Annotated in this window: 24 protein-coding genes; 9 read left to right on the top strand and 15 right to left on the bottom strand. The window is 40.5% G+C overall.

Annotation, left to right across the window (positions count from 1 at the left end):
* Positions 1–180: 180 nt before the first annotated feature.
* The 4 genes from AAC000_RS17580 to AAC000_RS17565 all read left to right on the top strand — a co-directional run bounded on the left by AAC000_RS17580 (position 181) and on the right by AAC000_RS17565 (position 4,128).
* Complete coding sequence (locus AAC000_RS17580) at positions 181–582, top strand: BlaI/MecI/CopY family transcriptional regulator (RefSeq protein WP_339724503.1); 402 nt, start codon at positions 181–183, stop codon at positions 580–582.
* A 4-nt stretch (positions 583–586) separates the two neighbouring features.
* Positions 587–2,203 carry a M56 family metallopeptidase gene (locus AAC000_RS17575; protein WP_339724501.1) on the top strand — a complete coding sequence of 539 codons (1,617 nt, stop codon included), beginning with the start codon at positions 587–589 and terminating at the stop codon, positions 2,201–2,203.
* A 102-nt stretch (positions 2,204–2,305) separates the two neighbouring features.
* Positions 2,306–3,196 carry a hypothetical protein gene (locus AAC000_RS17570; protein ID WP_339724500.1) on the top strand — a complete coding sequence of 297 codons (891 nt, stop codon included), beginning with the start codon at positions 2,306–2,308 and terminating at the stop codon, positions 3,194–3,196.
* 35 nt (positions 3,197–3,231) lie between these two features.
* Complete coding sequence (locus tag AAC000_RS17565) at positions 3,232–4,128, top strand: alpha/beta hydrolase (protein ID WP_339724499.1); 897 nt, start codon at positions 3,232–3,234, stop codon at positions 4,126–4,128.
* Positions 4,129–4,177: 49 nt separating this feature from the next.
* Here AAC000_RS17565 and AAC000_RS17560 read toward each other — a convergent pair whose 3' ends face one another.
* The 3 genes from AAC000_RS17560 to AAC000_RS17550 all read right to left on the bottom strand — a co-directional run bounded on the left by AAC000_RS17560 (position 4,178) and on the right by AAC000_RS17550 (position 8,223).
* On the bottom strand, positions 4,178–5,449 hold the full coding sequence (locus AAC000_RS17560) for a lytic murein transglycosylase (protein WP_339724497.1): 1,272 nt from the start codon (positions 5,447–5,449) through the stop codon (positions 4,178–4,180).
* Between the two features lie 81 nt (positions 5,450–5,530).
* Positions 5,531–6,049, bottom strand: a complete 519-nt coding sequence (gene def, locus AAC000_RS17555) for a peptide deformylase (protein ID WP_339724495.1) — start codon at positions 6,047–6,049, stop codon at positions 5,531–5,533.
* Between the two features lie 425 nt (positions 6,050–6,474).
* The gene (locus AAC000_RS17550; protein ID WP_339724494.1) at positions 6,475–8,223 is read right to left on the bottom strand and encodes an ABC transporter transmembrane domain-containing protein; all 1,749 of its coding nucleotides are present in this window, start codon (positions 8,221–8,223) and stop codon (positions 6,475–6,477) included.
* A 160-nt stretch (positions 8,224–8,383) separates the two neighbouring features.
* Here AAC000_RS17550 and AAC000_RS17545 point away from each other — a divergent pair, with 160 nt between their 5' ends.
* Positions 8,384–9,217: a DUF1353 domain-containing protein gene (locus AAC000_RS17545; protein WP_339724492.1), complete on the top strand. Its 834-nt coding sequence runs from the start codon at positions 8,384–8,386 to the stop codon at positions 9,215–9,217.
* Positions 9,218–9,225: 8 nt separating this feature from the next.
* Here AAC000_RS17545 and AAC000_RS17540 read toward each other — a convergent pair whose 3' ends face one another.
* The 4 genes from AAC000_RS17540 to raiA all read right to left on the bottom strand — a co-directional run bounded on the left by AAC000_RS17540 (position 9,226) and on the right by raiA (position 11,944).
* On the bottom strand, positions 9,226–9,912 hold the full coding sequence (locus AAC000_RS17540; RefSeq protein ID WP_339724491.1) for a hypothetical protein: 687 nt from the start codon (positions 9,910–9,912) through the stop codon (positions 9,226–9,228).
* 65 nt (positions 9,913–9,977) lie between these two features.
* Entirely contained in the window at positions 9,978–10,889 is a 912-nt protein-coding gene (locus AAC000_RS17535) for an oxidoreductase family protein (RefSeq protein ID WP_339724489.1), read from the bottom strand.
* A 176-nt stretch (positions 10,890–11,065) separates the two neighbouring features.
* Complete coding sequence (locus AAC000_RS17530) at positions 11,066–11,380, bottom strand: EF-hand domain-containing protein (protein ID WP_339724487.1); 315 nt, start codon at positions 11,378–11,380, stop codon at positions 11,066–11,068.
* Between the two features lie 207 nt (positions 11,381–11,587).
* Positions 11,588–11,944: a ribosome-associated translation inhibitor RaiA gene (gene raiA / locus AAC000_RS17525; protein ID WP_339724485.1), complete on the bottom strand. Its 357-nt coding sequence runs from the start codon at positions 11,942–11,944 to the stop codon at positions 11,588–11,590.
* 185 nt (positions 11,945–12,129) lie between these two features.
* Here raiA and AAC000_RS17520 point away from each other — a divergent pair, with 185 nt between their 5' ends.
* On the top strand, positions 12,130–12,969 hold the full coding sequence (locus AAC000_RS17520) for a DUF2797 domain-containing protein (protein ID WP_339724483.1): 840 nt from the start codon (positions 12,130–12,132) through the stop codon (positions 12,967–12,969).
* A 9-nt stretch (positions 12,970–12,978) separates the two neighbouring features.
* Here the strand turns inward: AAC000_RS17520 and lepB are convergent, their stop codons facing one another.
* Positions 12,979–13,629, bottom strand: coding sequence for a signal peptidase I (gene lepB / locus AAC000_RS17515; RefSeq protein ID WP_339724481.1), 651 nt, complete (start codon positions 13,627–13,629; stop codon positions 12,979–12,981).
* Between the two features lie 472 nt (positions 13,630–14,101).
* Positions 14,102–14,512 (bottom strand): hypothetical protein, encoded by a 411-nt coding sequence (locus tag AAC000_RS17510; RefSeq protein ID WP_339724479.1) that lies wholly within the window; start codon positions 14,510–14,512, stop codon positions 14,102–14,104.
* 576 nt (positions 14,513–15,088) lie between these two features.
* Here AAC000_RS17510 and AAC000_RS17505 point away from each other — a divergent pair.
* Together AAC000_RS17505 and AAC000_RS17500 are read left to right on the top strand one after the other, a co-directional pair.
* On the top strand, positions 15,089–15,466 hold the full coding sequence (locus AAC000_RS17505) for a BlaI/MecI/CopY family transcriptional regulator (RefSeq protein ID WP_339724477.1): 378 nt from the start codon (positions 15,089–15,091) through the stop codon (positions 15,464–15,466).
* Entirely contained in the window at positions 15,459–18,566 is a 3,108-nt protein-coding gene (locus AAC000_RS17500) for a M56 family metallopeptidase (RefSeq protein WP_339724474.1), read from the top strand. The genes AAC000_RS17505 and AAC000_RS17500 overlap by 8 nt, the downstream gene beginning before the upstream one ends.
* A gap of 46 nt (positions 18,567–18,612) precedes the next feature.
* Here AAC000_RS17500 and AAC000_RS17495 read toward each other — a convergent pair whose 3' ends face one another.
* Complete coding sequence (locus tag AAC000_RS17495; protein ID WP_339724472.1) at positions 18,613–18,828, bottom strand: hypothetical protein; 216 nt, start codon at positions 18,826–18,828, stop codon at positions 18,613–18,615.
* Positions 18,829–19,041: 213 nt separating this feature from the next.
* Between AAC000_RS17495 and AAC000_RS17490 the strand changes: the two genes are divergently transcribed.
* Positions 19,042–19,569 carry a mechanosensitive ion channel domain-containing protein gene (locus AAC000_RS17490; RefSeq protein WP_339724470.1) on the top strand — a complete coding sequence of 176 codons (528 nt, stop codon included), beginning with the start codon at positions 19,042–19,044 and terminating at the stop codon, positions 19,567–19,569.
* An 80-nt stretch (positions 19,570–19,649) separates the two neighbouring features.
* On the opposite strand, the gene AAC000_RS17485 is transcribed toward AAC000_RS17490, so the two are convergent.
* The 5 genes from AAC000_RS17485 to katG form a co-directional block, all read right to left on the bottom strand.
* On the bottom strand, positions 19,650–20,177 hold the full coding sequence (locus tag AAC000_RS17485) for a hypothetical protein (RefSeq protein WP_339724468.1): 528 nt from the start codon (positions 20,175–20,177) through the stop codon (positions 19,650–19,652).
* A gap of 66 nt (positions 20,178–20,243) precedes the next feature.
* The gene (locus tag AAC000_RS17480; protein ID WP_339724466.1) at positions 20,244–21,161 is read right to left on the bottom strand and encodes a M14 family metallocarboxypeptidase; all 918 of its coding nucleotides are present in this window, start codon (positions 21,159–21,161) and stop codon (positions 20,244–20,246) included.
* Between the two features lie 114 nt (positions 21,162–21,275).
* Complete coding sequence (locus AAC000_RS17475) at positions 21,276–21,683, bottom strand: ACT domain-containing protein (RefSeq protein ID WP_339724464.1); 408 nt, start codon at positions 21,681–21,683, stop codon at positions 21,276–21,278.
* Positions 21,684–21,724: 41 nt separating this feature from the next.
* The gene (locus AAC000_RS17470; RefSeq protein ID WP_339724462.1) at positions 21,725–22,252 is read right to left on the bottom strand and encodes a hypothetical protein; all 528 of its coding nucleotides are present in this window, start codon (positions 22,250–22,252) and stop codon (positions 21,725–21,727) included.
* 172 nt (positions 22,253–22,424) lie between these two features.
* Positions 22,425–24,701 carry a catalase/peroxidase HPI gene (gene katG / locus AAC000_RS17465; protein WP_339724460.1) on the bottom strand — a complete coding sequence of 759 codons (2,277 nt, stop codon included), beginning with the start codon at positions 24,699–24,701 and terminating at the stop codon, positions 22,425–22,427.
* Positions 24,702–25,004: the final 303 nt, after the last annotated feature.

Genomic DNA, 25,004 nt, shown 5'->3' with positions numbered 1-25,004 from the left:
TCTAGCTTCTAGCTTCTAGCTTCTAGCTTCTAGCTTCTAGCTTCTAGCTTCTAGCAAATAATTTTCCACTATGAGTTCTACCAAAAGAAGTAAAAATAATTTTATTTCACTAAATTATTGACAACAAAGTTTTATATCTCTACATTTGTAGATACATACTCGACAAGTGTAGAGATAAAAATGACAAGCGACATAAAACTCAGTGAATTTGAATTAGATGTTATGAACATCCTTTGGCAAGTGGGTAAAGCTTCAGCACCTGAAGTACATGAAAAAATCAAATTAGACAAAGATGTCAGTTACTCAACCGTCAAAACCATAATCGACCGACTCGAACAAAAAGCGGCGATAACCCGAGCCGACCAACAAGGTCGTACTATCTATTATGCCCCAGCTGTTGAGCGTGAAGCGTTATCACCACCTTTACTAAAAGGTTTTCTAAAACGTATGTTTGCCGGTGATCCACATAAGATGGTGGCGCAATTACTTGCCAACGAACAACTCAACAACAATGAAATTGAGCAGCTTGAAAATATGTTGGCTGCGCAAAAAGCGAAAAACACAAATAGCACTAACAAGTGAGGCTATGATGACGACTTATTTCACTATCACTCTTTTGATCAGCAGTATTTGCGGTTTAGGCATTTTATTATTGCACGAGGCTCCCGCCCGTTTGCGTTTTTATATTTGTTTAATGATATTGGTGACTTGGCTTACCCCTTGGCAGTTTATGCAATTTCAAGCGGTGTCTAATTCGTTTACGTTGCCGTTGAATATCTTGACTGAGTTCAAATGGAATATCCCAGAAGCTGTCATACAAAACCCTTCTGACATCGCACCTGTAATTGAACAATCAACTTTTCCATTGTTTTCATTTTATTGGTTATGGCTAGCCGCGTTCGCAATTGGATTAGTGTTATTTTTCAAAGATCTAGTGAGTTATGTGAAATTGCATAGGGACTGGATAAAACACTCAACACTAGACAATCAAACGTGGAAAACCGCACAAATCACTCAGCCTAACTGTGATATTCGTCGTATCAACTCAGACTCCCCTGGCATGGCGACCGGCCTGACTAAACCTATTATTTGGCTAGACAACAATCAACAAGATGCTGAAAAAATCCGCACTATTGTGCTCCATGAACTTACCCATATTCGCCAACATGATCCTATTTGGTTGTGGGCAATTACCCTAATGCAACGTTTGTTTTGGTGGAATCCACTGGTTGGGTTGACCGCGAATTACGCCAGAAAACAAATGGAATTAAGCTGCGATGAGCAGTGCAAAAAGCATTTACCTGAAGGCAATTATCAACTGCAGTTGATTAAACTGACATTACAGGTGAATAAGCAGCAACAAGCGCTGCAAATGCCAGCAGTGTTACAAATGAGTGGTACACCGGCATTTAATTTACAGCGAATAAATAAACTTAATAAGGAACATAAAATGAAAAAACGATATGTAGTAGTGATGGCGTCGTTGCTGTCTCTAACAAGTTGGATTGGCTTTTCAAATGCAACCGTCAATTCACAACAGCCTGTTAATTTTGATGACAAAAACTCAAGTTTAATTGACGTTTTACATGCTCTCAACGACAAAGATTTTACTGGAGCCGAAGCGCAGTTAACTAAGTTGGCAAACAACATTGATAGTTTTAAGGCAACAGATCAAGCAAAAATCTGGAAGCTACATGCTCATACTTTATACGAATTAGATGCCAACAACCCACAGATAATTACCTATATAGATAAAGCAGTAGCACTTGAAGAATCTCTCACAGCAACAGAGCTTTTACCTATTCTTCATATGGCACAATCTTTGGCTGCTAGCCAAGGACGATGGGACAAACAGATCAGTTACTCAGACAAATGGTTTGAGATAGCAGATGACAATCTCGACAAGAAGAAAATATTATACTTAACTGCTATTTCACATTATAAATTGAAGCAAACTGCAACATCGATCAAATTATTAGACGAGTTAGTCGCAATCAATGAAATCCAAGGATATCAACCCGAAGAAACTTGGCTAAATATGCTATTTGGTAATCATGTCGAAAGTGAAAATTGGATTGAAGCCCTCGCTGTACAAGAAAAGCTCGCAATGTTGTATCCAAGTGAGAAAAACCTAAAGCAACTAGAGAATATGTCCCAAATAAAGACTGCATCCCGAATAGAAAAAATATCCAAACCTCTCTAGTTAGAGCATTCAAATACAAAACACATAACGAGTTACAAACTCCTTATGTGTTTTGGCATTTGAGTATTAATCGTAAATCCAGAGTAACGTTGCGGAAAGAATATGAAGCTAATTAAAATAAATTATATTGCTATAAATAAACAGTGTACAAAGCTGGCCAGACTTCCTAAAAAAACAATAATTAAACTTGGTGCTACAAGCTTACTTTTGTCCGCCAGCACTATTTCCAATTCGGTATTTTCGGCTTCAAGCTACAACACTGTGCCTTGGCTATCAACAACATTACTGCATAAACCTATTGAGGAAAATTATTCTTCAATATTCAAATCCAAAATCTCATTCCCTATTTTTGAAGATGTTAGTAGCAAATATTTAGCCGATGTTAATCGGCCAAATTATACAAAAGCGGTTGTTTTGACGCTGATACGTTGGGTGTTCGGGGAGCGAAGTGAAAGGGAGGATAGCAATGAATATGTTGACGTCCAAAAGCTGGTGTCAATCATCATAGCTTTACACAATAGTGGTACCTCGAACAAAATGGCTATATTTTTAGCTTATGTTCAAAATGATATTTTACAGGAAGTCGACAAGTCTAATAACAAAGCTTTGGACATGTTGGATAAGGCTGCAACGGCTAAACAAAAAAAACACGATAAAGAATTTGAAGATCGGATGGAATTTATACAATTGGCCAGACTCAGGCAAGTTGAAGCGTCTATGAAACAATACGCTGTTTTAAACGACAAAGCCTATCAACTCGGGTTTGAAACCTTTAACAGGCTCGAACAGATTGATGTAAATTTAAATACTCCAATCCATCAAAGAGAAGCGTTCAAAGCAGGTGTTGAGATTGGTAAACGCCGTTATGATTTATCTGTTGCTGAAAGAGGACTAAGCAGTCCACCTGAAACTGACGAACTACCTTCCAGCTCTGAAGAAAACTTAATTGAAGCAGACAAAAAAACAGAAAAAAACGAGATAAACTTACTATAGGTAATTTAGAAAAATGTTTATAAAAGGAAACGAACTTGGCTAATAAAAGTCTCTTTTCAACGTCTTTGTTATCTTTAGGCTTTTGTATGCTTGTTACCACTGCCTCTTTGAGTCACAGCTCGCAGATTAAAAGTTTAAAAGGTCTGCATGAGGACATAGCAATAGGCGAGATAGACGGCGTTAAGTTATCAATCAACATTGCCTTCCCAAAAACATTCAGTAAACAACCGCGCCCCGTATTACTGATGATCCATGGTGGTGGTTTTTTGAAGGGTGATAAAAGTCAAAATAATAAACGTATTCAAAAAATGACCCAATTGGGTTTTGTGGCAGCAAGTGCTATGTACCGATTTGCACCAGAACACAAATTCCCCGCTGCTCTTGATGATATTAAATTGGCGATCCGTTTTTTGAAAGCGAATGCTGACGCATACCATATCAATCCACAGCGCATTATTCTTAGCGGCGCTTCTTCCGGTAGCTACTTAGCAGTCATGGCAGGCGTAACTGGAAACTCCGATGCCTTTGATGATCATGGTTTATATACTGAATTTGATTCCACTGTGCATGCGGTTGCGGGTCAGTCAGCGCCCATTGCTGATTTTAGGTTAGCGAAGTATTCAGGCTTCGCCCTCATAAAACGTCTGCTCGATACTGATTCAGGCAATTTTCAACACTCGCTAGCTGAGTTATCCCCTATCACCTATTTAGATCCCCAAGATCCGCCGATGTTTTTAACCCATGGCGATGCGGATCCTATTGTGCCTGTTGAGATGAGCCGTGAGTTTGTCCAAGAATTAGCAAAAACGGGGCACAGCTATGAGTATTATGAGTTGCCTGGTGGCACCCATAGCTTCACTCAATCGGTACCTGAGCAAGCCAAAACAGCATTCGAGTCGTATCGACGCTTTATACAAAAGTGGGCAAAGTAGAAATAGCGAAAAGCCGCGTTCCTTAAGTATTTTGGCTTAGTTGCAGTCATTAATTAACGACTGACTGCAACTCCTCAACCGCTTTTTCCTCGGCTTTATCCAAAGGTGCTCGCTTCACCGCTTCAACGGTCTCTTTTGATGGATAACCATCGGCAATCAAACCCATAGTCAATTGAAATGCGCGCACACCTTTACGTGTTGCTGGACCTAAAATCCCGTCGGCTACACCGACATCAAAGCCTAACTGATTAAGTTTTTCCTGAAATTGCTGCATTTCAACAATGGTATAGTTGGGCAAATCAGGAAGCGGTTTTGATAAAGTACCTTGTCCTTTGATTCGGTCTGCCAAGTGACCCACTGCTATGCCGTAATATTCAGAATTATTCCAACGTAGGATCACATCAAAGTTTGGGTAAACGATAAATGCAGGTCCAGTATGTCCTGCAGGGATAAGCACTGCAGCTTTTAAGTCACTATCACCTAAAGTTTGGCCGCCAACTTGTGTCACTTTTTGCTGTGACCAAAAAGACAAGCTTTGCGGTTGAGACTTTCCGGCTAATTGATAATCAAAATCTTCGGGCAACAAAACCTCTCGGCCCCATTTAAAGCCTGTTTTCCAACCTAAATTTTGTAAGAAGTGGGCCGCCGATGCCAGAGCATCTAATTCATTGTTCCACAGGTCAACTTTGCCATCTCCGTCGCCATCTTTGGCATATTTCATATAGGCTGTAGGCATAAATTGGGTGTGCCCCATTGCACCTGCCCAAGAGCCAATCATTTCATTAGGATCTAAGTTTTCGCGTTCGAGCAACAACAAAGCTTGCATCAGTTCTTGTGAAAAATAGCCACTTCTGCGTTGATCACAAGCCAAAGTGGTTAAAGCGGAAATAGTAGGAATTTTACCTTTGTAGTTTCCAAAGTTAGTTTCTAATCCCCAAAATGCAATCAGGTAATGTGCTGGTACTCCGTACTCTTGGGTAAGTTTCGACAAAAAATCACTGTGTTCTGCGAGTTTTTCACGGCCTTTATTCATACGCCAATCTGTCACCCGTTTTGAAAAATACCCCGTAAAGGTTTGTACAAACTCAGGTTGACTACGATCGTATTCTAAAATTTTTGGCAAGGGTCTAACTTGCCCCAAAATATCCACAGTGGTGTTTTCAGACACCCCTGAGTTACGGGCTAATAGCTGTAAACGTTCAATACATTGTGGGAACGTTTCGGCCACAACCTCTGGGCTTTGTTGTGCATGTGCAACGTTAGCCATTGCCGTCAGGCCAGCGGCAATAAGAAGTGTTCTAAATGAAGAAAAAGAATTCAAAGTAACTATCCAAAATTTTTAAAAATGGTTGGTCTAAGGCGTTATGCTAACTGACTTGGTAAAAATTAATAACAAAAATCGTTACGCAAATTTTGCCATCCATACATCATTCGCCATAATATTTTCTGTACTACTAATATGATCCAGCCAAGTTTTGCCAACGAGATGGTCAAATTCATGTAAAAAGATACGTGCCACAAAACCTTCAAGCTTAATGTTTTGTGCCTTACCCTCTGGGTCCAAATATACCACATCAACTGCGTTGGGTCGTTCAATACACCCACGCAATCCCGGCACAGACAAACACCCTTCCCATTCCCAAACCGTATTTTCACTAGTTTGTTGGATCACTGGATTAATTAAGACCAAAGGTTGCATATCTGGCGCGTCGGGATAACGAGGGTTTGGGCGCGAGGCAATTATCATAATTGCCCTAGGGTCGAAGACTTGCGGCGCGGCAATACCGATACCATTGGCCTCAAGCATAGTTGCCAGTAACTCATCAATAAACGAGGTCAGTGACGCTTGACCAAACTCAGCCAATTCAACCTGCCTAGCTGGCGTTCTAAGAATTTCCTCACCCACCTGCGCAATTTTCATAAATCATCTCTTATAACTTTATCTATAAACACGAAGCTCGCCGCTCAAAAAACAACAAACCACAGGGGACTCCGGGTGCCGCGCACCGGGTGCCGCGCACCAGATGCCCCACACAGAGTGCTTCGCTACACAGAGAAAAGACTTAAATCATACTTGTCTTTACCTCTGTGCCCTCCTTTTCCTCTGTGGTTCAAATTCTCTATCTTTTATCTGTTCGCTCGGAGCTCAAAAAACAATAAACCACAGGGGACACCGGGTGCCGCGCACAGAGTGCTTCGAGTGCTTCGAGTGCTTCGAGTGCTTCGCTGCACAGAGAAAAGACTTAAATCATACTTGTTTTTACCTATGAGCTCTCCTTTTCCTCTGAGGTTCAAATTCTTTTATCTTTTCGCTTTTCTTTGTTCGCTCATAGCTTGCAGCTGCTGTTAACTCACCAACTGCAATTGCGCGAATTCACGATACAAGGCATTACTTTCAACCAACTCTTGATGTGTGCCTATTGCGACTATCTCACCTTTGTCCATCACCACTATTCTGTCAGCGTTGATAACGGTAGCCAGTCTATGAGCAATGATCAAAGTGGTTTTATCTTTCATTAATTCTTCTAATGCCAACTTCACATGTTGCTCATTTGAGGCATCCAAAGCACTCGTGGCTTCATCCAAAAGCAATATTGGCCGGTCTGCCAAAATAGCTCTAGCTATGGCAATACGTTGTTTTTGGCCCCCAGATAAACGCACCCCACGCTCACCTAAGTTAGTTTGATAACCTTCAGGTAACTCGCAAATAAAATCATGTGCACGGGCCGCTTTTGCAGCGTTTTCGATTTCCAACTGACTTGCATTCGTGCGACCGTAACCAATATTATCTTTCACACTGCTGGCGAATATAACTGACTCTTGTGGCACTAACGCATATTGATCACGTAGGTCGGATACATCCAGCAACTTAATGTCTTTGCCTTCTAATGCTATCTCACCACTGCTGACATCATAAAAACGCAACAACAATTGGAATAATGTAGACTTACCTGCGCCACTTGGTCCAACTAAAGCAACACGTTCACCACTGTTGATTTTTAAGTTGAGGTTTTTTATCACAGTTACTGAATCAGCTTGTGGGTAATGAAAACTCACATTCTGCATGTCAATCTCACCACTGACTTTATTGGGCAACATAATAGGAGTCGCTGGGGATTCGATACTGGTTTGGGTATTGAGTAATTCCATTAAACGTTCACTGGCACCCGCCGCCTTTTGAACCTCACCTATCACTTCACTGATAGTTGCCACAGCACCGCCCGCCATGACTGCATAAAACATAAAGGCAGTGAGTTCGCCGGCACTCAATTCACCACTTAATACCTGCTGTGCACCTACCCATGCCACGAGAGTAATCGCGATAATGCTAATAGCCATGATACAAGCCACCAACAAAGCTCTGAATTTAATCCGAAAATGCGCCGCCCCCATGACACTCTCGATGCGGGTCTGAAACAAGGTTTTGTCTATCTCTTCATGAGAGTAAGCTTGAACTGTGTGGATTTCATGTAGGGTTTCATCAACATAGGCACCCACATCCGCCACCTTGTCTTGACTATTTTTGGAGTAGAATCTGACCTTAGCGCCAAAAATTCGGATGGGTAGTAATACAATGGGCACTGCTATCAACACATACAGCGTCAGCATTGGACTGGAAAATAGCATTAAAAATAATGCCCCAATAAAAGTGATGCTGGAGCGCAACCCCATAGATAACCCCATGCCAACCACTGACTGTAATAATGTGGTGTCTGCGGTAAAACGAGAAATCACTTCACCAGTGCGGGTTTTAGCAAAAAACGCTGGGGATAACGTCAACAAATGCCCATAGACTTTTTGGCGAATGTCAGCGCTCACTCTTTCACCCAACCAAATCATCCAATAAAATCGGAAATAAGCCGCAATACTGCCAACGAGTGCGATACCCATAACTAACAACATAGTTTGATCTAACTTACTGGCGTTGTTGGCAAGAAAACCTTCATCTACCACAGCTTTAATACCTTGGCCTAATAATAACCACGCACCTGCACCCACAATTAATGCAGAGATGGCGAAGATCACCTTTGATTTATAAGGACGGAGTTGACCAAATAGCCATCTCATAACGGTGCTAGTTTTAGGGGATTGCAAAGTATTTATCTCTTAAATTTGGCAAGTAGAGTGAGTATGGGGGCACTAGGCAGTGATTACGATACGTCTGTCAAAGTAAAAAGTATCAAACTGTTGCAGAATTTTAGACTTCAATCATATACTCGCTGCAGAGCTAACTGTTTCTCCGATAAGGATATGTATGAGCAACATCAAAAGCGTGTCAAATAAAGCACAGCCCCAAGTCACAAAAATGGATATGTCCATGAAAGTGGCACTACTGATTGGTGGGGTATTAATAGTGTTTCTATTTTGGTTTTATCCCAACCTTATACGTTTGAGTTTATACACAGGCTGTGTTGTATGTTTAGGCCTATTTCTACCTCGCCAAGCAGGTTGGAATATACGAGAGCGTCGGGCTAAAAAATCAAAACTGGCAGAACAACAAAAATGGGGTTTTGCAAGCCGCGACCGTGAAGGGCCATGGATCAATTACATCGATTACCCTTTGGTTCGTAATACACCTTTGGCAGACAGTAAATTTTTTTATAGTGACTGGCTAGTGATAGAAAACGGAAAGGTCATCGTTAATCCAGGTTCCTCAGAAGTCGACCTTGAATCAAAAACTGTCAATTATGATTTGGCTAAACCTAACACCTACGCATGGGATGGTTGCACTCCCAAACGATTGTTTTTTTGGCTCGCGTTGCTAGGTACTCCAGATTGGTGGCACGGTGAACACACTATTCAAGTTCTGTCAGAGCAAGGGCAATTAGTTGAGAAAAAGGTATTTTGGCAATTATGTATGCACGCAAGCCTTGTTCATGATGCACTTTATCAATATCTAGACTCTATCCCGATAACCAAAATGCAAGTTGATCAGCTGTTTCACGATATGTTACTTGAAGCAGGTATGCCCAAATATCTAGCAAAGGTTTATCATTGGTCAGTTGATAAATTTGGCGCCAATGATGTCTATCCAGACGATCCCCAACCTAACAGTGATTTTAAGTGTGATGATTTTAAACAACTGTAAATGCCAACTTAGTTGGCGTTGTCATCCACATTTAAAATAGCCAATATCAATACAAAAAAGCATAACACTAGATTGAATAATGGAATTTGTAGATTACTGGGCATCATATAAATCACGCTAACGGCAGGGATCCAAATAATCCAAGTGGTCACCACAGTAGTTGGTATTTGTACTTTGATAAGATCAGCAAAGTGTATTTTAGTTTTCTGCCAATTAAACTGTTGATCTTTCCATAAAAAAACCAAGGCAATCAAAGGCCCGGTCAAAAAAGCAGAAAATACAAACTGATCAAACGCGGTTTTTTTGACTATGGTTAGCCAGTCATTTCCATCGCCAAATAACACCACTTGAAAAGCATAAAATCCGTTAATTATCCCACCCAACACTGCCCACACCAGCACATAAAAAAGCAGTTGATAAAAAGGTAAAAAGCGAATTTTACCGCTTATAAACAAATACAAAAAAGGTAGCAGGCCACCAAACAATGCAGTAGAAATGACCGCATACCAAGCACCATACTGTGCCTTTAAATCAGCAAAAAATTGAAACGTGTGTTGTGACGCTGGCCAATAAAAATAACTTAAGCCAATGGTTACTGCAAACAGCTGTAAACATAAGCCAGGCACTAAATTGGCACCTATGGCACTTTTAATATTACTAACGAGTCGCACACCATTAGTTTGCTTGGTTGTCATTTAATGTCTTCCTGAATCACCTGAGTAATGGATTAGCCATACTGGCTTGTAATTAGATTAAGTCGCTAGATTGATAAACTGGCGAGTGCACTCTGTGTTTGTTTTTGCATATGTGGATTGATTTTATAGTGACTGGGACTCCAGCCCAACAAAAACCGGTAAAAGTCAGCCCAAGCAAATGCATATAAGCTGCGCCACTCTTGCTGCAAATGTTTAAAGTCTACGTTTATTTGATAGTGCTGTAATGCACCTTTTAACAAAGAAAAATAGTCATCCAAAAGGGTTGCTTCATACTTAACTAAGTCATCCTGATTTAGGCAGCCACCTAAAAAGTAAACAAGATCTTTCACCCCTACTCCTTTGCCTACATACTGAAAATCAACCGCTGCTATAGTGCCAATCTCATTGGCTTCAGTGAAGCAAAAATTTGCCAACTTAGCGTCACCATGAACCAGGGTTTGAAAGCAGGCAGTATTCAATGCAGTGTCTATCGCCTGAGCCGCATTTTTTAGTTTACCTGGCTGCATCACATCGAACTCATCTTGGCGCGTCGCCAAATACCAATAAGTACCAACGGGCCAAAGGTCATCACTTTGATGTTGTAAAAACCTAGCGTGAAAATACGCCAACCACCTGATAGCAGATTTCACATCAGTCATAGAAGCTTGGTCTTTGCGCAACAAAAAGCCCGCTTGATCTAAATCTTGCAAGACCAATAATTGTTGTTGCTTGTCTGAAAACTCAGCCAATAATTGCGGTACCACACAATTATCATCACATAAAGATGCATAACCTCGATAAAAATTGGCTTCTATTTGATAGGACTTTACTTTACGTTGGTGCCCCGTGTGCGTATTCCAACCTCTAGGATGAATTGACTCTAAGGGGGGTGAGATATGTTTAACAATAATCGAATGATTGAGTCTAGGGCTATAATAACGAGCAATCTCTCCATAACCACTCCATAGTGATTGCACCTTATGCAATTTACTCAGGTCTGGATCAGAAAACTGGGATTGTAGTTGGGCTAAAACGTTGATTTTCGGAAGCAGCTATATCTAAATGTTTAAAGTATCTTACCGTAAACAGAAACGCCTAAAAAGCACTAACAAAAAAGCGACTCGTTTAAAGTCGCTTTTTGCAATATCACCGTCTATCTATCGCGGCTTGGTGGCTTATGGTTGTTAAATTCCTCTTCGGTCAAAACCCCATTACTATCTGCATCGATATGGCCAAAAATAGTAGCATGTTCGCTGTTTGGTACGTCACTCTGCTCAAACTCTGCAAAGCTAACACTGCCATTTCCATCTAAATCTAACGACGAAAATTGTGGACGTTCACGTTTTGGCATATCCCGTCCTCCGCGTTCTTGAGCATGAGCCGATAGACTTAACGAAAGTCCAATCAAACAACAAAGTGCTAACAACTTTACCGAACATTTGATTTTTACCCCATTTACTAATTTCATAATATGACCTGCTTGTTTATTTAAGTTCCAGTAAAGCTTACCCACAATTCACTTAAACAGTGTGCAAGAAACGGGTAAAAATTGTGCAAAGAAGGTGCAAAGACTGACAAAGGCAGCTAAACAGTGTGACAGCAAAAATTTGAAAGTGAGAGGTGGCGCTCAGATTATAAATGATAACCTGAGCGCATTAGATAAGACTATTGGTGGCTAGGTTAAATCCATTCCCTGAATAATTTCATGGGCGATTTCTGGTGTAGTAACACTAGGCTTTTCATGCAAATCACCTTTTAACTGTCCTTTACGATGTTTAAGTGCTGCATCTAATTTTTTACTTGCTTGAGCTAATGCTGGGTACATCACGGCACCTTTGCCTTTGACCGCAACACTAGTGCCTTCATATTTAGTAGAAACTTCTGCGCTAAACTCACCGTGCTCTTTCGTCACAATAATGTCTAATGCAATAAGGGTAGGGAAATGACTGGCTACTTTAGAAAACTTTAAATTAATATCCTCTTTAACTGACTCTGAGATATCGCAATGGTGACCTGAAACATTTATTTTCATAGATTTTCCTTTTTGCTCTGGTTTACGTTTTTTAAGTCTTACTTATACAGCTTGGGTCATGTTGCCAAGAAAACAAGGAACAACCAATATAAAAAATCATACTCGTTGATATTTTTCGTTGACCAAGGGGCTAACCATCTCAGTTTTATGGTAAATTTACCACATTAATTCTGGGATAAAATTTTATGACCTTATACCAAGGCAATACTCGCAAAATGCGAGTCAGCACTAATTCAGCTAACCTAGCCCAATATGCTCTGCCTATTGGCGATAACGAAATCAACATGAATGCGTTGATAGGCCAAACATTAAAGGTGAGCTATGGCGGTGAAATTCATTGTGTGCACTGCGGAACAAAAACTAAAAAGAGCTTCAACCAAGGCTATTGCTATCGCTGCTTAATGAAGCTGGCGCAGTGTGATACCTGTATTATTAAACCCGAATTATGCCATTACGAGCAAGGTACATGCCGCGAGCCAGCTTGGGGCGAAGCTAACTGCCTATCAAACCACTTTGTGTATCTAGCCAACACTGGCACCATTAAAGTAGGTATCACTCGTCACGTTACTGATGGTGTGTCTAGTCGCTGGATTGATCAAGGCGCCACTCAGGCCATTGCTATCATGCGGGTGCAAAACAGGTTAACCAGTGGCTTGGTTGAAATGGCCTTTAAAGAACATATTGCCGATAAAACCAATTGGCGCACTATGCTCAAGAGTCAGCCTGAACAAGTGGACTTGGGCGCATTAAAGGAGTCCTTGTTAGAACAAGTTGAAGGTGATCTCGACGAAATTATTGAAGAGTACGGCTTTCAGGCGATTGATATTACTGATACCCCAGCCATTGATATTCACTACCCTGTTGAGCAATACCCCGAAAAAGTGAAGTCGATTAACTTAGATAAAGAACTGACCTTCGAAGGCACCTTACTGGGTATCAAAGGCCAATATCTCATGTTAGACGGCGACCGCGTGATCAATATCCGCAAATACTCAGGTTATGATTTGCAAATTGAAACGACCTAAATATCTAAGCTAAATTAAAGGTTTATTGAAGCGTTCTGAACGAGGAAAATAGTAATTTTCAGGGTCAAGGGAGACTAACACTTTCTTGGCTCTACCTTGAATTTCAATGGCAGGTACAAAGCCATAATAGCGAGAATCTGCACTGTTATTTCTGTTGTCACCCAAAACCAAATAATGCCCCTCTGGTACTATTACTTCAGCAAAATTATCACGGGCGTCTGCCACTGGTATAAATTGCACAATATGCGCAACATTGCCTAGATATTCAGTTTTTTGCAGAGTATTTTCGCTGTTTTTATAGGAGATTGACTCGCCGTTGATAATCAATTGATTGTCAAACATAGCGACCCTATCGCCAGGCTCGCCAATCAATCTTTTCACCAATCTATTCCCGGCTTTTTCAGAATTAAACACCACTATGTCGCCGCGTTTTGGCTGACCGGTTTGCATAATTTCAATATCAGTAAAAGGCACTTCTAAACGGTAGGCCATTTTATCCACGAATATTCTGTCGCCCTCGACTATGGTGGGCAACATTGACCCAGTAGGCACCACATACCAATCAGCAAAACTGCTGCGGGAGGTAAACAAAACCAAAACAAGCACTAAAAATGCCCCTTTTTCTTTTACGAATTTGTGCAGTGAAAGTTTCATATTCATAGTTTAATCCTTGAGAAAGTCACTCGACCTGAGATCCTAATAAAAGTGCTAAGTTTAGTAGTAGTTTGTAACGTTATGTGTCTACAAAATACACATCAAATTATGAATATTGTTTAATTGCTTTAGGTTGGCACTTAAGAGAGAAATTTTAGTGTTTTAAACTCGATCGAATCTGGAGGGTAACTAGAAGCCAAAGGACTATGTTTAATACTCATAGCCGCACTAAAGCAAATATGCCATCAGGAGAGAGGGACTGAGTAGTGAAGTACTTCTAAATCAGCTTTTATGCAACTTTATTAAACAAACAGTACCCAAAGCGCAGCACTGGTAAATTCATAACAGAGGAATAAAGAATCACATGTTTAAACGGCGTAAGGCGACGTTAGCACCCCATCCATACTAATCTAATCAGTTATGCAGATTTATTTCCCAATAATTAGAATGGATGTCTTGGCATTTCCACGTTAATTTCTTAAAGGTCTGTAATGACTTTTTTACCTGAAAATAACAACAAGTAGGTTAGGCCTAAGATGCCAAACAAGGCTAAGCCAGATAAAAGAAAGGGATCGATGACAATATTCTCTTTGAATTCGAATGTTCCCGCTGATATCTTTTTCCATCCCATAAAGTGTTGGTTTGCTGCAACTGTTGCGCCGAAAAAGCCAATCACTAAACCTATGTATTTTGCTAGCCAGTGGGTGGCAGCAGGAGAAATTAAAATTAACCCTAAAATACCAATGACTGTGCGTTGTGCTCGGCAATAAGGGCATATGTAAACCATCCCCGAAAGATCTGATGTCCACGCCACTATTGAAATAATAATAGCGATGACTCCCACTATCTTACTATGCGTTGAATATGTGTTTAGCTGTAACAGGTTCATGTGTGTTTAATTCCTAATTTAGAGCGATAATTGATCTTTAGTTATGATATTTCAACCAAGCATGAGACAAAATCGGCAGCACAGGGGACTTTTAGCGATCTCAATGTAGTTTGCAGTTTGCTATACGCTAAGGCTAAGGCTAAGGCTAAACCCTATCCAACTAACCTAACAACAATACCAAAATCGCAATATGAGCGCGAATGACCAAAATCAATTTTGGAAAGAATTTAAATCATAAGGGCTATTTATTATCTAAATTCAATCAATGGCAAATAGGTACAAATAAAATCCAAACTAAAACCAAAGCAAATAACATTTAATACTTTTAAGACGAGGGCTCCTTAGCAATTCAATCCGTCATGGAGAATCGAATATCAATAATTAGAATGAGGGTCTCGATAATTGATCGATTTCCAATCATGTTCACATGTAAATATTATTATTTTAAATCAATATCTTAGACTAATTATTTAACTATACTTTTAGGTTTAAACACAAAATTTTGTATAAAAAACTTGCAACTACGATAAAACTCGTACATATTAAATACGAAACTTATCGTAGTTAAGGATGAATATGATCAACCCTACTCCTTCAGAGCTTGAAGTTCTCAATATTTTATGGGGATTAAAAGAAGCCAATACACAAACCGTAAATGACCGCCTCAATTTACAGCGCAAGGTAGGCTACACAACCACCTTAAAAACCATGCAAGTTATGGCTGAAAAAGGTTTGTTAGATAGACGTAAAGAAGGAAAAAGCCACGTTTATTTTCCACTTATCCAAGAATCCGTAGCAAAAGACAACCTACTCACAAAATTCGTTAATAACACTTTTGGTGGTTCGGCGAGTAATTTGATGATGCAATTGCTTGGTAACAAAAGCGTCAGCCAAGATGAATTAACTCAAATCAAAACTTTTCTTAAAGAAATGGAGGATAAAAGCCATGGATAGATTAACTTCCCTATTCGATAGCCAGTTTGTCTATGCCTTGGGTTGGACTATAGTCCACTCATTTTGGCAGTCGTTGCTAGTGTTTACTTTATTAAGCTTGAGTCTACTAATGTGTCAACGTTCTAAACCTGAGATCCGTTATGGATTATCTATTGTTGCCCTTATTTGTTGCCTACTTATTAGCGTAAAAACATTTGTTTATTGTTACCAAGATGTGGCTCAAGCCAGCCAGTTATTTACCCAATTACAAACCACACTAAACACGCCACAAATTCAGAACTGGTGGGTGACTACCTTCACCACCATCAACCCTTGGTTAGATACGATTGTGTTGTGTTGGTGTGTCGGTTTTATCATTCAGGGCATTCGCTACGGGTACGACATTAGATTAACTCAAAAATTAAAAAGCCAATCTGTATCTCACTTACCACAGCAGTGGGATAAAAGGTTGCAAAGTCTAGTCCAGAAACTTGGCGTTACTAAGTCTGTGGCTTTTATGCACTCAACCAAGATAAATGTGCCTTGCGTTATTGGTCATTTTAAACCTGTCATTTTATTACCACTTGGCATACTCGTGCAGCTTCCACAGGCCCATATTGAAGCCATAGTGCTACACGAATTAGCACATGTGAAACGTCACGATTATTTGACAAATATTCTGCTGTGTTTAATTAAAGTGCTGTTCTTCTTCAACCCTTCAGTTTTAGCTATCGGCAAAAAAATTAGTATCGAACGAGAAAATATCTGCGACGATATAGCAGTTAAGGCCTGTGGTGATCCGTTAACCTTTGCAAATAGCCTTAGTCAATTCGCTGACGTCACACCTGTCAGCCAGTCTGCAATGGCCGCAAGTAAAGACAAATATCTGTTATTAGAACGTGTGAAACGCTTATTTCCAAATAACGGAAAACTAGCAACGTCTACCGAAAGGTTGATAGCCCTTATCTGTGCAGGATTACTCGGTTTAACCCTGAACGTTAATGCCAAAAATCAACCATCGCCTGCTGAGTTTGAAGCCACACCAACACAACTTGAGACTGTCAATTTTCCCGTAAAGCAAGATGCCACGTCATCTGATATCGCCGAAGAGATCCCAAGTTCTGAGGCCGAAATAGCTAAACCAACCAAAGGTGTGAATAACGAAATGGCAAGCAATGATGAAACGGCTATAGCCAGTGAATCAGTAAACAATTTAAATATTGCGGTTAAGGCCTCACAAAAACCCAGTCTAGATAACGTGCCACTAATAAAATCAACGCCAAACATTGCCGCAAAACCTCTACAAAAAACCTTAGAAGATAATCAAAGCTTGCCATTGCTGGCTCAAAATAACGCTACAGAGACCAGTAGTGCAGCAGGTCATTACTTAGCACTCAAGAATGAAAAAGTAAAAAAAGCAAAGAAAGCGGTAAAACAAATTAAAGAAACAATACAAACACCGCAACAACCTACCGGACGCGTTTATGCCTCTACTGACAAATTTAGTAGTTTTTCATTAGAGTCACCCAATGCGTTAGACAACATCGACCAGATAATTTTTGCTCCTATTTCAACCAGCGACACAGAGTTTTCACAAGGTGCAAGAAGATGGAGAAATGTAGTCAGCCAATATTTTTCTGAAGTGCAAAACCAAAAACCTCGGGTAATTACTTTGAATAGAAAAGACCGCACTGAAGCTGATTTTACAGGTTTAAACTCCTCGCTTATCGCTCAAATAAGAATTAAAGACGTAAATCTGCTCGGCCCTGGGCAGGAGACATCGAGGCCCCTAATACTTCGTAATAGTACTGATAGCAGTATAATGGCAACAAAATGGCGTGACTCGCGGAGATCTACCCCTGGCCCGTCTGATAACAATATTAGTAGTCCTATTCAAAAACTTGAATCTACTGAATCGCTTCATTCACGGGCAGATTTGAAAAAGGTAAAATTTGTCCTAGAAGTCATCGCAGAAGTAGTATTTGTAGATGCTATAAACTATGAATATGTGGGTTCTGGACTAAAAACAATATGGCTTGATTCTGCTAACGTTGAGCCTGATTTACTTTCTCTAGTTAGGGATAGAGAAAGCCCTACAAACTCTCGGACACAAACCGAACGTAATGCCGACATCATCAAAAATGCCTGGGATATATTGCTAAGTCATCTTCAAAATGATGTGTACCAAGTGGCTGCTGCGATTAAAAATCAAGAGCTTGAACTGACGTTAGCGACTGCCATGGAAAATTCCCCCACTAAAAATTCGGACCTAAATAGAAACCTCGCCTCACAATACTTTCGGGTAGAAAATAGTGAATTTGAAGACTTTATTATTAGCTCGCCTGATTCCCTGAATGATTTTAAAAATCTTACTTATTCACCTATAGGAAGCGAACAAGTAAAACTAAATTCTAAACATTTAGAATGGAAACAGCACACCACACTGGCCTTATCGAATTTGGCAAAACAGGCAGGACAGACCTACATCTTAACAAAAGATTTAGCCAAAAATGTACCGAGCAGCCCCGAACAAATTAATCCGAGTAACAATCAGAATTTAGTGGTACAAATCGACGTTAAGTCAATGGAACGTTATTCTCGCAATGCCAATCGCATTTATAGAAATGCACCTGAGTATACTTCAGGTGGTTCCAATTATAATAGAGGTGCCGTTGCTACGGGCACTGGGCTTAGCCCATCTAAAGATGACGTTGGGGGAGCAACGGTTAGAAAAGGAACCCTGGCTATGCCAAGTGCTTTTGATACTAAACAATACTTGCGAGGTGAATTCGATATCACCCTTTTGGACCCAAAAACCCACCTAGTGTTAGGGCATGCTATAGCAATGACTGCCGTAAGCCCTAATCATAGTGCTTTCAAAAAGTTAGCGGAACAATTTAACGCTCAAAACCAAAGCGCGTCCTATGAGGATATGTTACTGCTCGCTTTATTCGAACAAGTCAAAACTCAATTACATAATGAATTAAGTCGCGTTCAACAAGGTAAGGTGTCCGTTAAACCTATTCAATTAACGACAGAACAAGTAAAAAATATTACTGATGCTCCCTTGATAAGCCAACACAAAAGGTCAGACTTCACAGTCGCTAACCTTGCCTATTAGTCAGTAATAGAGTCAGTGGTAATGATGCACATTATTACTACTGACTCTACACCTCTTCCCCGCCATATTTACTGGCCAAGTCATCTAATTCAGAACAGGTATAGTCAAAACCTTTACCATCAAATTCATAGGTAATTTTCACTGAATCTGAACCGTGAAACAACTTGGCTTTGACCTCTGCCACTGACCAGTGTTTAAGCTCATTTAAAAATCGATTGGCCAATTGTGCTCGTTCAAAACGATAGCTGATTTCTGTTTGCATAGTGGTGTTCAGTATTCTTACAAAGTTGTAATTTATGATGCTGGGCAGTTTGAGGAATTTTAATAAAGAGTCAAGAGGCGTAAAAGTCTTATTCCGGTAAATATTCCATTACTTTGCTTGCCGTAAGCAGATAATTATCTGATGATTGCTTTATAGTTGTTAACTCCTCATTGTGGTAACCACCGCTATTTCACTGCACAAAGGACATGCTGAATGACAAACAATTGGGTTCTTTTTGGTTTATTAATTTTAGTATTTTTGATCACGCGAAAATGGATAGTGTCGGCTTTCAAACGTATTGCTAAAAATAAAAATGCGACCTTAAAACGCAAGCTCATGGTACGCCAAATATTGTTGGTGTCTCACCTGCTGATTTTTATCATTATCGGGACTATGGTGCTAGGCATTGATTATGGAAAATTCATTGTGTTTCTATCGTCTGCCTTTGCGGTCTTAGGTATCGCCCTATTCGCACAGTGGTCTATTCTCAGTAATATCACCGCTGGTATTTTGATCTTTTTTAATTTTCCGTACCGAGTGGGTGACACAGTGCGAATTGCAAATAAAGACTTTGATTTAACCGGAATGATTGAAGAAATCACTACTTTTCATGTGCTTATCAGACATGCAGATGGCGACCTTATTACCTACCCCAATAGCCTTATATTACAGACGCCTGTGATTAAATTAAAAGCCAAACATTTAAAGCTTTCGAACGAAGAAGACGAGCACAATGAATAACAAGGTTTTGATTCCGCAGTGGCATCTAAACACCATTTAAGGCTGCATCAGGCAATTTGTGCAGCCTTAAAAAAGCCTCACTACTCTTCTAGTGCTTGACGCACCTCGTTCAAGGCCTCTACTGAAAACCCTTGATCGTAAAAGTAAACTATAATGCCGTCTTTGTTGAGTAACATCACCCGGGCATTATTAGGGTTTTGGTTACCAGTAAAACGCTGCACTTTGTCGCCATCGGCATACACTGTAACCACACCTTTCCATAATTGTTTTGGAATACCTTTTCGCATACCACTGTCAATAAACCCACTAAACATACGGGGCAACATGCCTTGAATAGTAGGAATTTCGTAAGCGGCCACTGGGGTTTGGGTCATGTCCAGACCAATCAACCAACGGTCGATATCAAACTGCGAGTCTTGTTTATATCCAAACAGTAATAAGGTGTTTTGACCTATAAAGTCTTTAGGGATAACAACTGTTTGCCCTTCTAAACTCTCCCCCCTTGCTGCAACCATTGTGTCGCCTATGGTCACTTGGCTAGGGTAATCGTAATTAGCACAACTGCTAAAAAACATCATAAACAGCAAAAACATAGAATATTGTTTCATTATAAAAGTCACTTTTATTATTGAGTTACTTTGAATACGTCCAAACATTCAGAAGAGTTCATTCGCTTAAAACTCAGTTTTTGTTATAAAATCTAAAGCCCCCGTTATGGCAGCAACTTGTGCTTGGATACAGTTTTCAGCATTGACTTGGGGGCTATCGGGGTACACTTCTGTGGTACTCACAAACCTAGCATTGGTCACACCGCCACATAGACTCAACTTCTTAAGAGGGTAATTAATCACTCCTTTTTGTTCCATTTTAGTCCCAATAATACGCCCACTCTCATCTGCAGGCGCAATGTGGGTGACTTTCTCTACTGATTGAATGATGGCTTTTTGAAAGTCTGAACAAGGATTTTCAGTATCACCTACTGTATAAAATCCATCAGGAATTGCCCATTCTTGGTGATCTACCGCATCTCTTGCTGCAAGCGCAGGGCGAAATTCAGAGTTATCTGTATCGGTGGTTTCATGCAAATCGATATGCATCAAAAAGTCTAAACCAGACACTAAATTCATTAAAGCAGCTGACTCCTGGGCCGGGCTGTTTGCATAAAATGAACGATTAGGGTCGATAGCAAGTGGGTTCCACCTATTAATGGTTTCGTAAGCCCAAGGACTGACACAAGGCACGATCATAATGTTAAATGTGTGGTGATAGGCCTGCGCTGCTGATACTGCAAATCTTAATGCACCAAATACCCCACTGGTTTCATAGCCGTGTACACCACCGGTTATCAAAATATTAGGTTTAGACTTATCCCAATTAAGGCTGCGAAGAACAAACACAGGAAAGGCATTGGAGGCATATTCCAATTTTGCATATTCTTCAATATCAAAATGCTTGGTTAATGGAGCTAACTGGCTCAACACATCATCAGCATAAGAACGTTTAACGTTTTGTGCTGCTAACCACTGTTTTTTTTCAGCATCCTGCCATTTTTGTCCCATTTGACCTATTGGGTAAGAATTATTTGCTGTCATTTGGTTGCTCTTGTTTTCTGATCATATGGCGGGATTATGTGGGGCAGCTCGGTTTAATTCAACTCATTCCCCCTGTATAGAGGGAGATGACCTAGTTGAATGTATTTGATCGCTTTACGTAGCTTCCTTGGCCAAGTTTTGCAGACAGGTCAAAGCCTGTTTTGCCTTAGCAATAGGCACAAAAATATGATCATGGTAATAAGCGGCAACTACATTAGCACTGATATTTTGCTGAGTAAGGGCAGTTGACACTGCCGCGGTTAACCCAACTGCCGCTAAGCTAGAATGTACATTGAGTGTGATACACTGAAAAACGCCTTGATAAGCAAGGCCTGAAACATCTGCATTAGCTTTTAGCACAATAACCGTTAACCCTTCCTTTTCGTAAAAAGTACCAAGGGGCGCTAACTTAGCAAGCAATACTGGAGTGGCCTTTTCTACCATAGCAAACACATATTCTGATTCACTCAAAACAGGCTGCATTGAGCCAATTAGTTTATTTAAATCTGTTTCACCTGACATATTTATTCCTCTTATTTTGATAGGTAACTCCCGCCGCAAATTTAAATACCCAGCTGTTTAAACATAGTTACAATGTCTTTTTCAAGCTGCTGCTGCCACTGTTGTTTTTTAGTCGCGACCAATTGCTCAAGCAATGGTTTGATAGGCAATATTAGACCATCACAATTCAAGTTTGCTTCGGGCACAGGTACAGATACTTCAACTCCGGCTTTAGATTCAGGTGGATTGATTTCGGGCTGAATATCCAATCTGGCTTCCGTCAAAAATTCAGACGAACAATTTAGAAGAATTTTTTGACCTAAAAACGCTTTGTTAACTAGCCCGGTCATCATCACTTTTATTGGTACTGTGAGGCTTAAGTAGTTGTGAGTACTAGAAAATGTTGCTCCAGCGGTTTTATGAACGGTCAAATCATAGGTACCCATTTGCCAAGGTCTTGCTTGCTCTTGATGTAATACTTTAGGCAAGTGTTTATCGACCAAAGCGACTATCAGCTGGTCAGTCACACTTTGAGCCTTCACACTTTGCGCACAAAACACGAGAAAGCTTAAAGCGAATAATAATTTCATGGGTAGATCTCAATTTTTTATTTTGGCGTTTAACTGTTTTGCAGTTAAAAAACCAATTAGCTGGGCTATTGAGACAAATGATACATTGAATCTATTGCTAGGGTTAGCGTTTGAAAAACATAAGATTATGATCAGTTCCTTTAATCATAACCTTATGTCGGTAATGTTGGGGTTATCTATCTAAATTCATCACCTTAGTCCACGCGGCAACAAAGTCTTTTACAAACTTATCTTTAGACGTATCAAACGCATAAACCTCGGCAACAGCCCGTAATTCTGAGTTGGAGCCAAAGATCAAATCAACAGAGGTCGCTGTCCACTTACCTTGACCGCTTTTACGATCTACGCCTTGAAATACGCCTTCAGAGTCAGATTTTTTCCAAATGGTTGACATATCAAGCAAGTTAACAAAAAAGTCGTTGCTTAATGTGCCTGGCTTATCCGTTAAAACCCCATGTCCTGCTTGGTTATGATTAGCGTTCAGCACCCTCAAACCACCAATTAACACCGTCATTTCTGGCACCGTTAGGCTCAACTGGTCAGCCTTATCAACTAACATTTCTGTAGGTGACTTATAGCTAGACTCAGGGTTAAAGTAGTTGCGAAATGCATCTGAACTTGGCTCAAGCAAGCTAAATGAATTCACATCAGTTTGTTGTTGAGTCGCATCACCTCTACCTGGCGTAAAGGGAACTGTGATGTCAAACCCTGCGTCTTTTGCAGTCTTTTCAATGGCCGCTGCCCCACCCATTACTATTAAGTCAGCTAATGACACTTTGTCATCGTTAAATAAACCACTAGTAGCATCATCTTGAATGCCCTTTAAAACTTTCAATACTTTGGCGACTTCAGCAGGATTATTGACTGGCCAGTCTTTTTGCGGCGCAAGAGCGATACGCGCACCGTTAGCCCCACCACGCATGTCGGTAGCACGGTAACTTGAAGCAGAGGCCCAGGCCACACGAATTAATTCAGCAGTTGTCAGACCTGAATCCAAAATTTTCCCTTTAAGCACTTTGACATCATCGCCATCTATAGTCGATTGGCTGTTTTGAGAAATAGGATCCTGCCAAATATGTGTCTCTTTAGGAACGTCTTTGCCAAGAAAGTTACGGGGTGGCCCCATATCTCTATGGGTTAATTTGTACCATGCTTTGGCAAATGCTAGGCGATATTCTTCAGGGTCAGCTAAAAACCGCTGTGCAATTTTTTTGTATTCGGGATCATACTTTAACGCGAGATCTGCAGTAGTCATCACAGGAGCATTAAACTTACCTTTAATATGTGCGTCAGGCACCATTTTGTGTAAAGACTCGTCTGTGGGTATCCACTGAATAGCACCCGCTGGGCTGCGCGTTTGCTTCCATTCAAAGTTTAATAGGTTACTTAAATAAAGTGATGTCCAACGTGTGGGGGCTTGGGTCCATGCACCTTCAAGTCCACTGGTTGTGGTATCTTCTGAATGGCCCTTACCACACTTATTTTTCCAACCTAAACCTTGTTCTTCAATCCCCGCGGCCGCTGGTTCCGGAGCCAAACACTCTGCTGGTTTTCGTGCGCCGTGCATTTTCCCAAATGTATGACCACCAGCAATTAATGCTAAGGTTTCTTCATCGTTCATAGCCATACGTGAAAATGCTACACGAATATTTTTAGCTGAGCCTATGGGGTCAGGTTTGCCTTTGGGCCCCTCTGGATTCACGTAAATTAATCCCATGTGTGTGGCACCAAGTGGACGTTGTAGCTTACCATCGTGGTCTTCTCGATCACTGGCTAACATTTCTATTTCAGGGCCCCAATACACCAAATCTGGCTCCCAATCATCGGCACGACCACCAGCAAAACCATAAGTTTCAAAGCCCATGTTATCCAGTGCTACGTTGCCAGCCAAAACAATCAAATCAGACCACGACAATGCTTCACCATATTTTTGCTTAATGGGCCATAACAAACGTCGGGCTTTATCTAAATTGCCATTATCGGGCCAACTGTTAAGTGGATCGAATCTTTGTTGTCCGCCCCCCGCTCCACCGCGCCCATCGAGGGTGCGATAAGTCCCCGCACTATGCCAAGTCATACGAATAAAAAATGGACCATAGTTACCAAAATCTGCAGGCCACCAGTCTTGTGAGGTTGTCAATAATTTATCGATATCGGCTTTAACTGCGTCCAAATTAAGGGTATTAAAAGCTTTTGCGTAGTCAAAATTGGCACCATAAGGGTTAGACTTAGTATCGTGATCCCTTAACGCCGATAGATCCAGTTGATCTGGCCACCAAAACTTGTTGGATCTAGGTTGCCCCTCAACCACTTTACCCACTCCAACAGGGCCTTTAGGTTTAGTCATTTCAGCCGATTGACTCTCTTCTGAGATTGCCATGCTAGACATACAAACTGCACTAACAAAAGCCGCTATTGTGGTTTTAAAAAACATCAGTTTTTTACTCATTTTATTTCGCCCTACTCTACTGTGAAGAGTCATCATATTGTTAACGACTCTGATAAACGCCAAGGCTGACTCACACCTTCAAAAGACAAAATTTTAATGAAGCAATAGAATCAACTAACTTGCGATGTAGTCTAGTTAACAAATTGTAAAAGTGGTTTGAATAAAATCGATTTACTTAATCGAAAAAAAGGATTTGCAGAAAAGATTTGATAAAAAGACCGTTTACATGATTAATCGACCGCTTATATAAAAATCGATCTGTTTTTTTTTTCATATTTTAAGTTAGACCCACTTAATCTAGAG

The organism is uncultured Paraglaciecola sp. (assembly GCF_963977085.1).
In the GTDB taxonomy this organism is placed as follows: Bacteria; Pseudomonadota; Gammaproteobacteria; order Enterobacterales; family Alteromonadaceae; genus Paraglaciecola.
This window is presented reverse-complemented; position numbering and strand designations above follow the sequence as displayed.

Coding starts and splice junctions, on each gene's coding strand:
- AAC000_RS17580 (WP_339724503.1), top strand. CDS start 181: ATGACAAGCGACATAAAACTCAGTGAATTTGAATTAGATGTTATGAAC.
- AAC000_RS17575 (WP_339724501.1), top strand. CDS start 587: ATGATGACGACTTATTTCACTATCACTCTTTTGATCAGCAGTATTTGC.
- AAC000_RS17570 (WP_339724500.1), top strand. CDS start 2,306: ATGAAGCTAATTAAAATAAATTATATTGCTATAAATAAACAGTGTACA.
- def (WP_339724495.1), bottom strand. CDS start 6,049: ATGAAAATTGCGCAGGTGGGTGAGGAAATTCTTAGAACGCCAGCTAGG.
- AAC000_RS17545 (WP_339724492.1), top strand. CDS start 8,384: ATGAGCAACATCAAAAGCGTGTCAAATAAAGCACAGCCCCAAGTCACA.
- AAC000_RS17540 (WP_339724491.1), bottom strand. CDS start 9,912: ATGACAACCAAGCAAACTAATGGTGTGCGACTCGTTAGTAATATTAAA.
- AAC000_RS17530 (WP_339724487.1), bottom strand. CDS start 11,380: ATGAAATTAGTAAATGGGGTAAAAATCAAATGTTCGGTAAAGTTGTTA.
- raiA (WP_339724485.1), bottom strand. CDS start 11,944: ATGAAAATAAATGTTTCAGGTCACCATTGCGATATCTCAGAGTCAGTT.
- AAC000_RS17520 (WP_339724483.1), top strand. CDS start 12,130: ATGACCTTATACCAAGGCAATACTCGCAAAATGCGAGTCAGCACTAAT.
- lepB (WP_339724481.1), bottom strand. CDS start 13,629: ATGAATATGAAACTTTCACTGCACAAATTCGTAAAAGAAAAAGGGGCA.
- AAC000_RS17510 (WP_339724479.1), bottom strand. CDS start 14,512: ATGAACCTGTTACAGCTAAACACATATTCAACGCATAGTAAGATAGTG.
- AAC000_RS17505 (WP_339724477.1), top strand. CDS start 15,089: ATGATCAACCCTACTCCTTCAGAGCTTGAAGTTCTCAATATTTTATGG.
- AAC000_RS17500 (WP_339724474.1), top strand. CDS start 15,459: ATGGATAGATTAACTTCCCTATTCGATAGCCAGTTTGTCTATGCCTTG.
- AAC000_RS17495 (WP_339724472.1), bottom strand. CDS start 18,828: ATGCAAACAGAAATCAGCTATCGTTTTGAACGAGCACAATTGGCCAAT.
- AAC000_RS17490 (WP_339724470.1), top strand. CDS start 19,042: ATGACAAACAATTGGGTTCTTTTTGGTTTATTAATTTTAGTATTTTTG.
- AAC000_RS17485 (WP_339724468.1), bottom strand. CDS start 20,177: ATGAAACAATATTCTATGTTTTTGCTGTTTATGATGTTTTTTAGCAGT.
- AAC000_RS17480 (WP_339724466.1), bottom strand. CDS start 21,161: ATGACAGCAAATAATTCTTACCCAATAGGTCAAATGGGACAAAAATGG.
- AAC000_RS17475 (WP_339724464.1), bottom strand. CDS start 21,683: ATGTCAGGTGAAACAGATTTAAATAAACTAATTGGCTCAATGCAGCCT.
- AAC000_RS17470 (WP_339724462.1), bottom strand. CDS start 22,252: ATGAAATTATTATTCGCTTTAAGCTTTCTCGTGTTTTGTGCGCAAAGT.
- katG (WP_339724460.1), bottom strand. CDS start 24,701: ATGAGTAAAAAACTGATGTTTTTTAAAACCACAATAGCGGCTTTTGTT.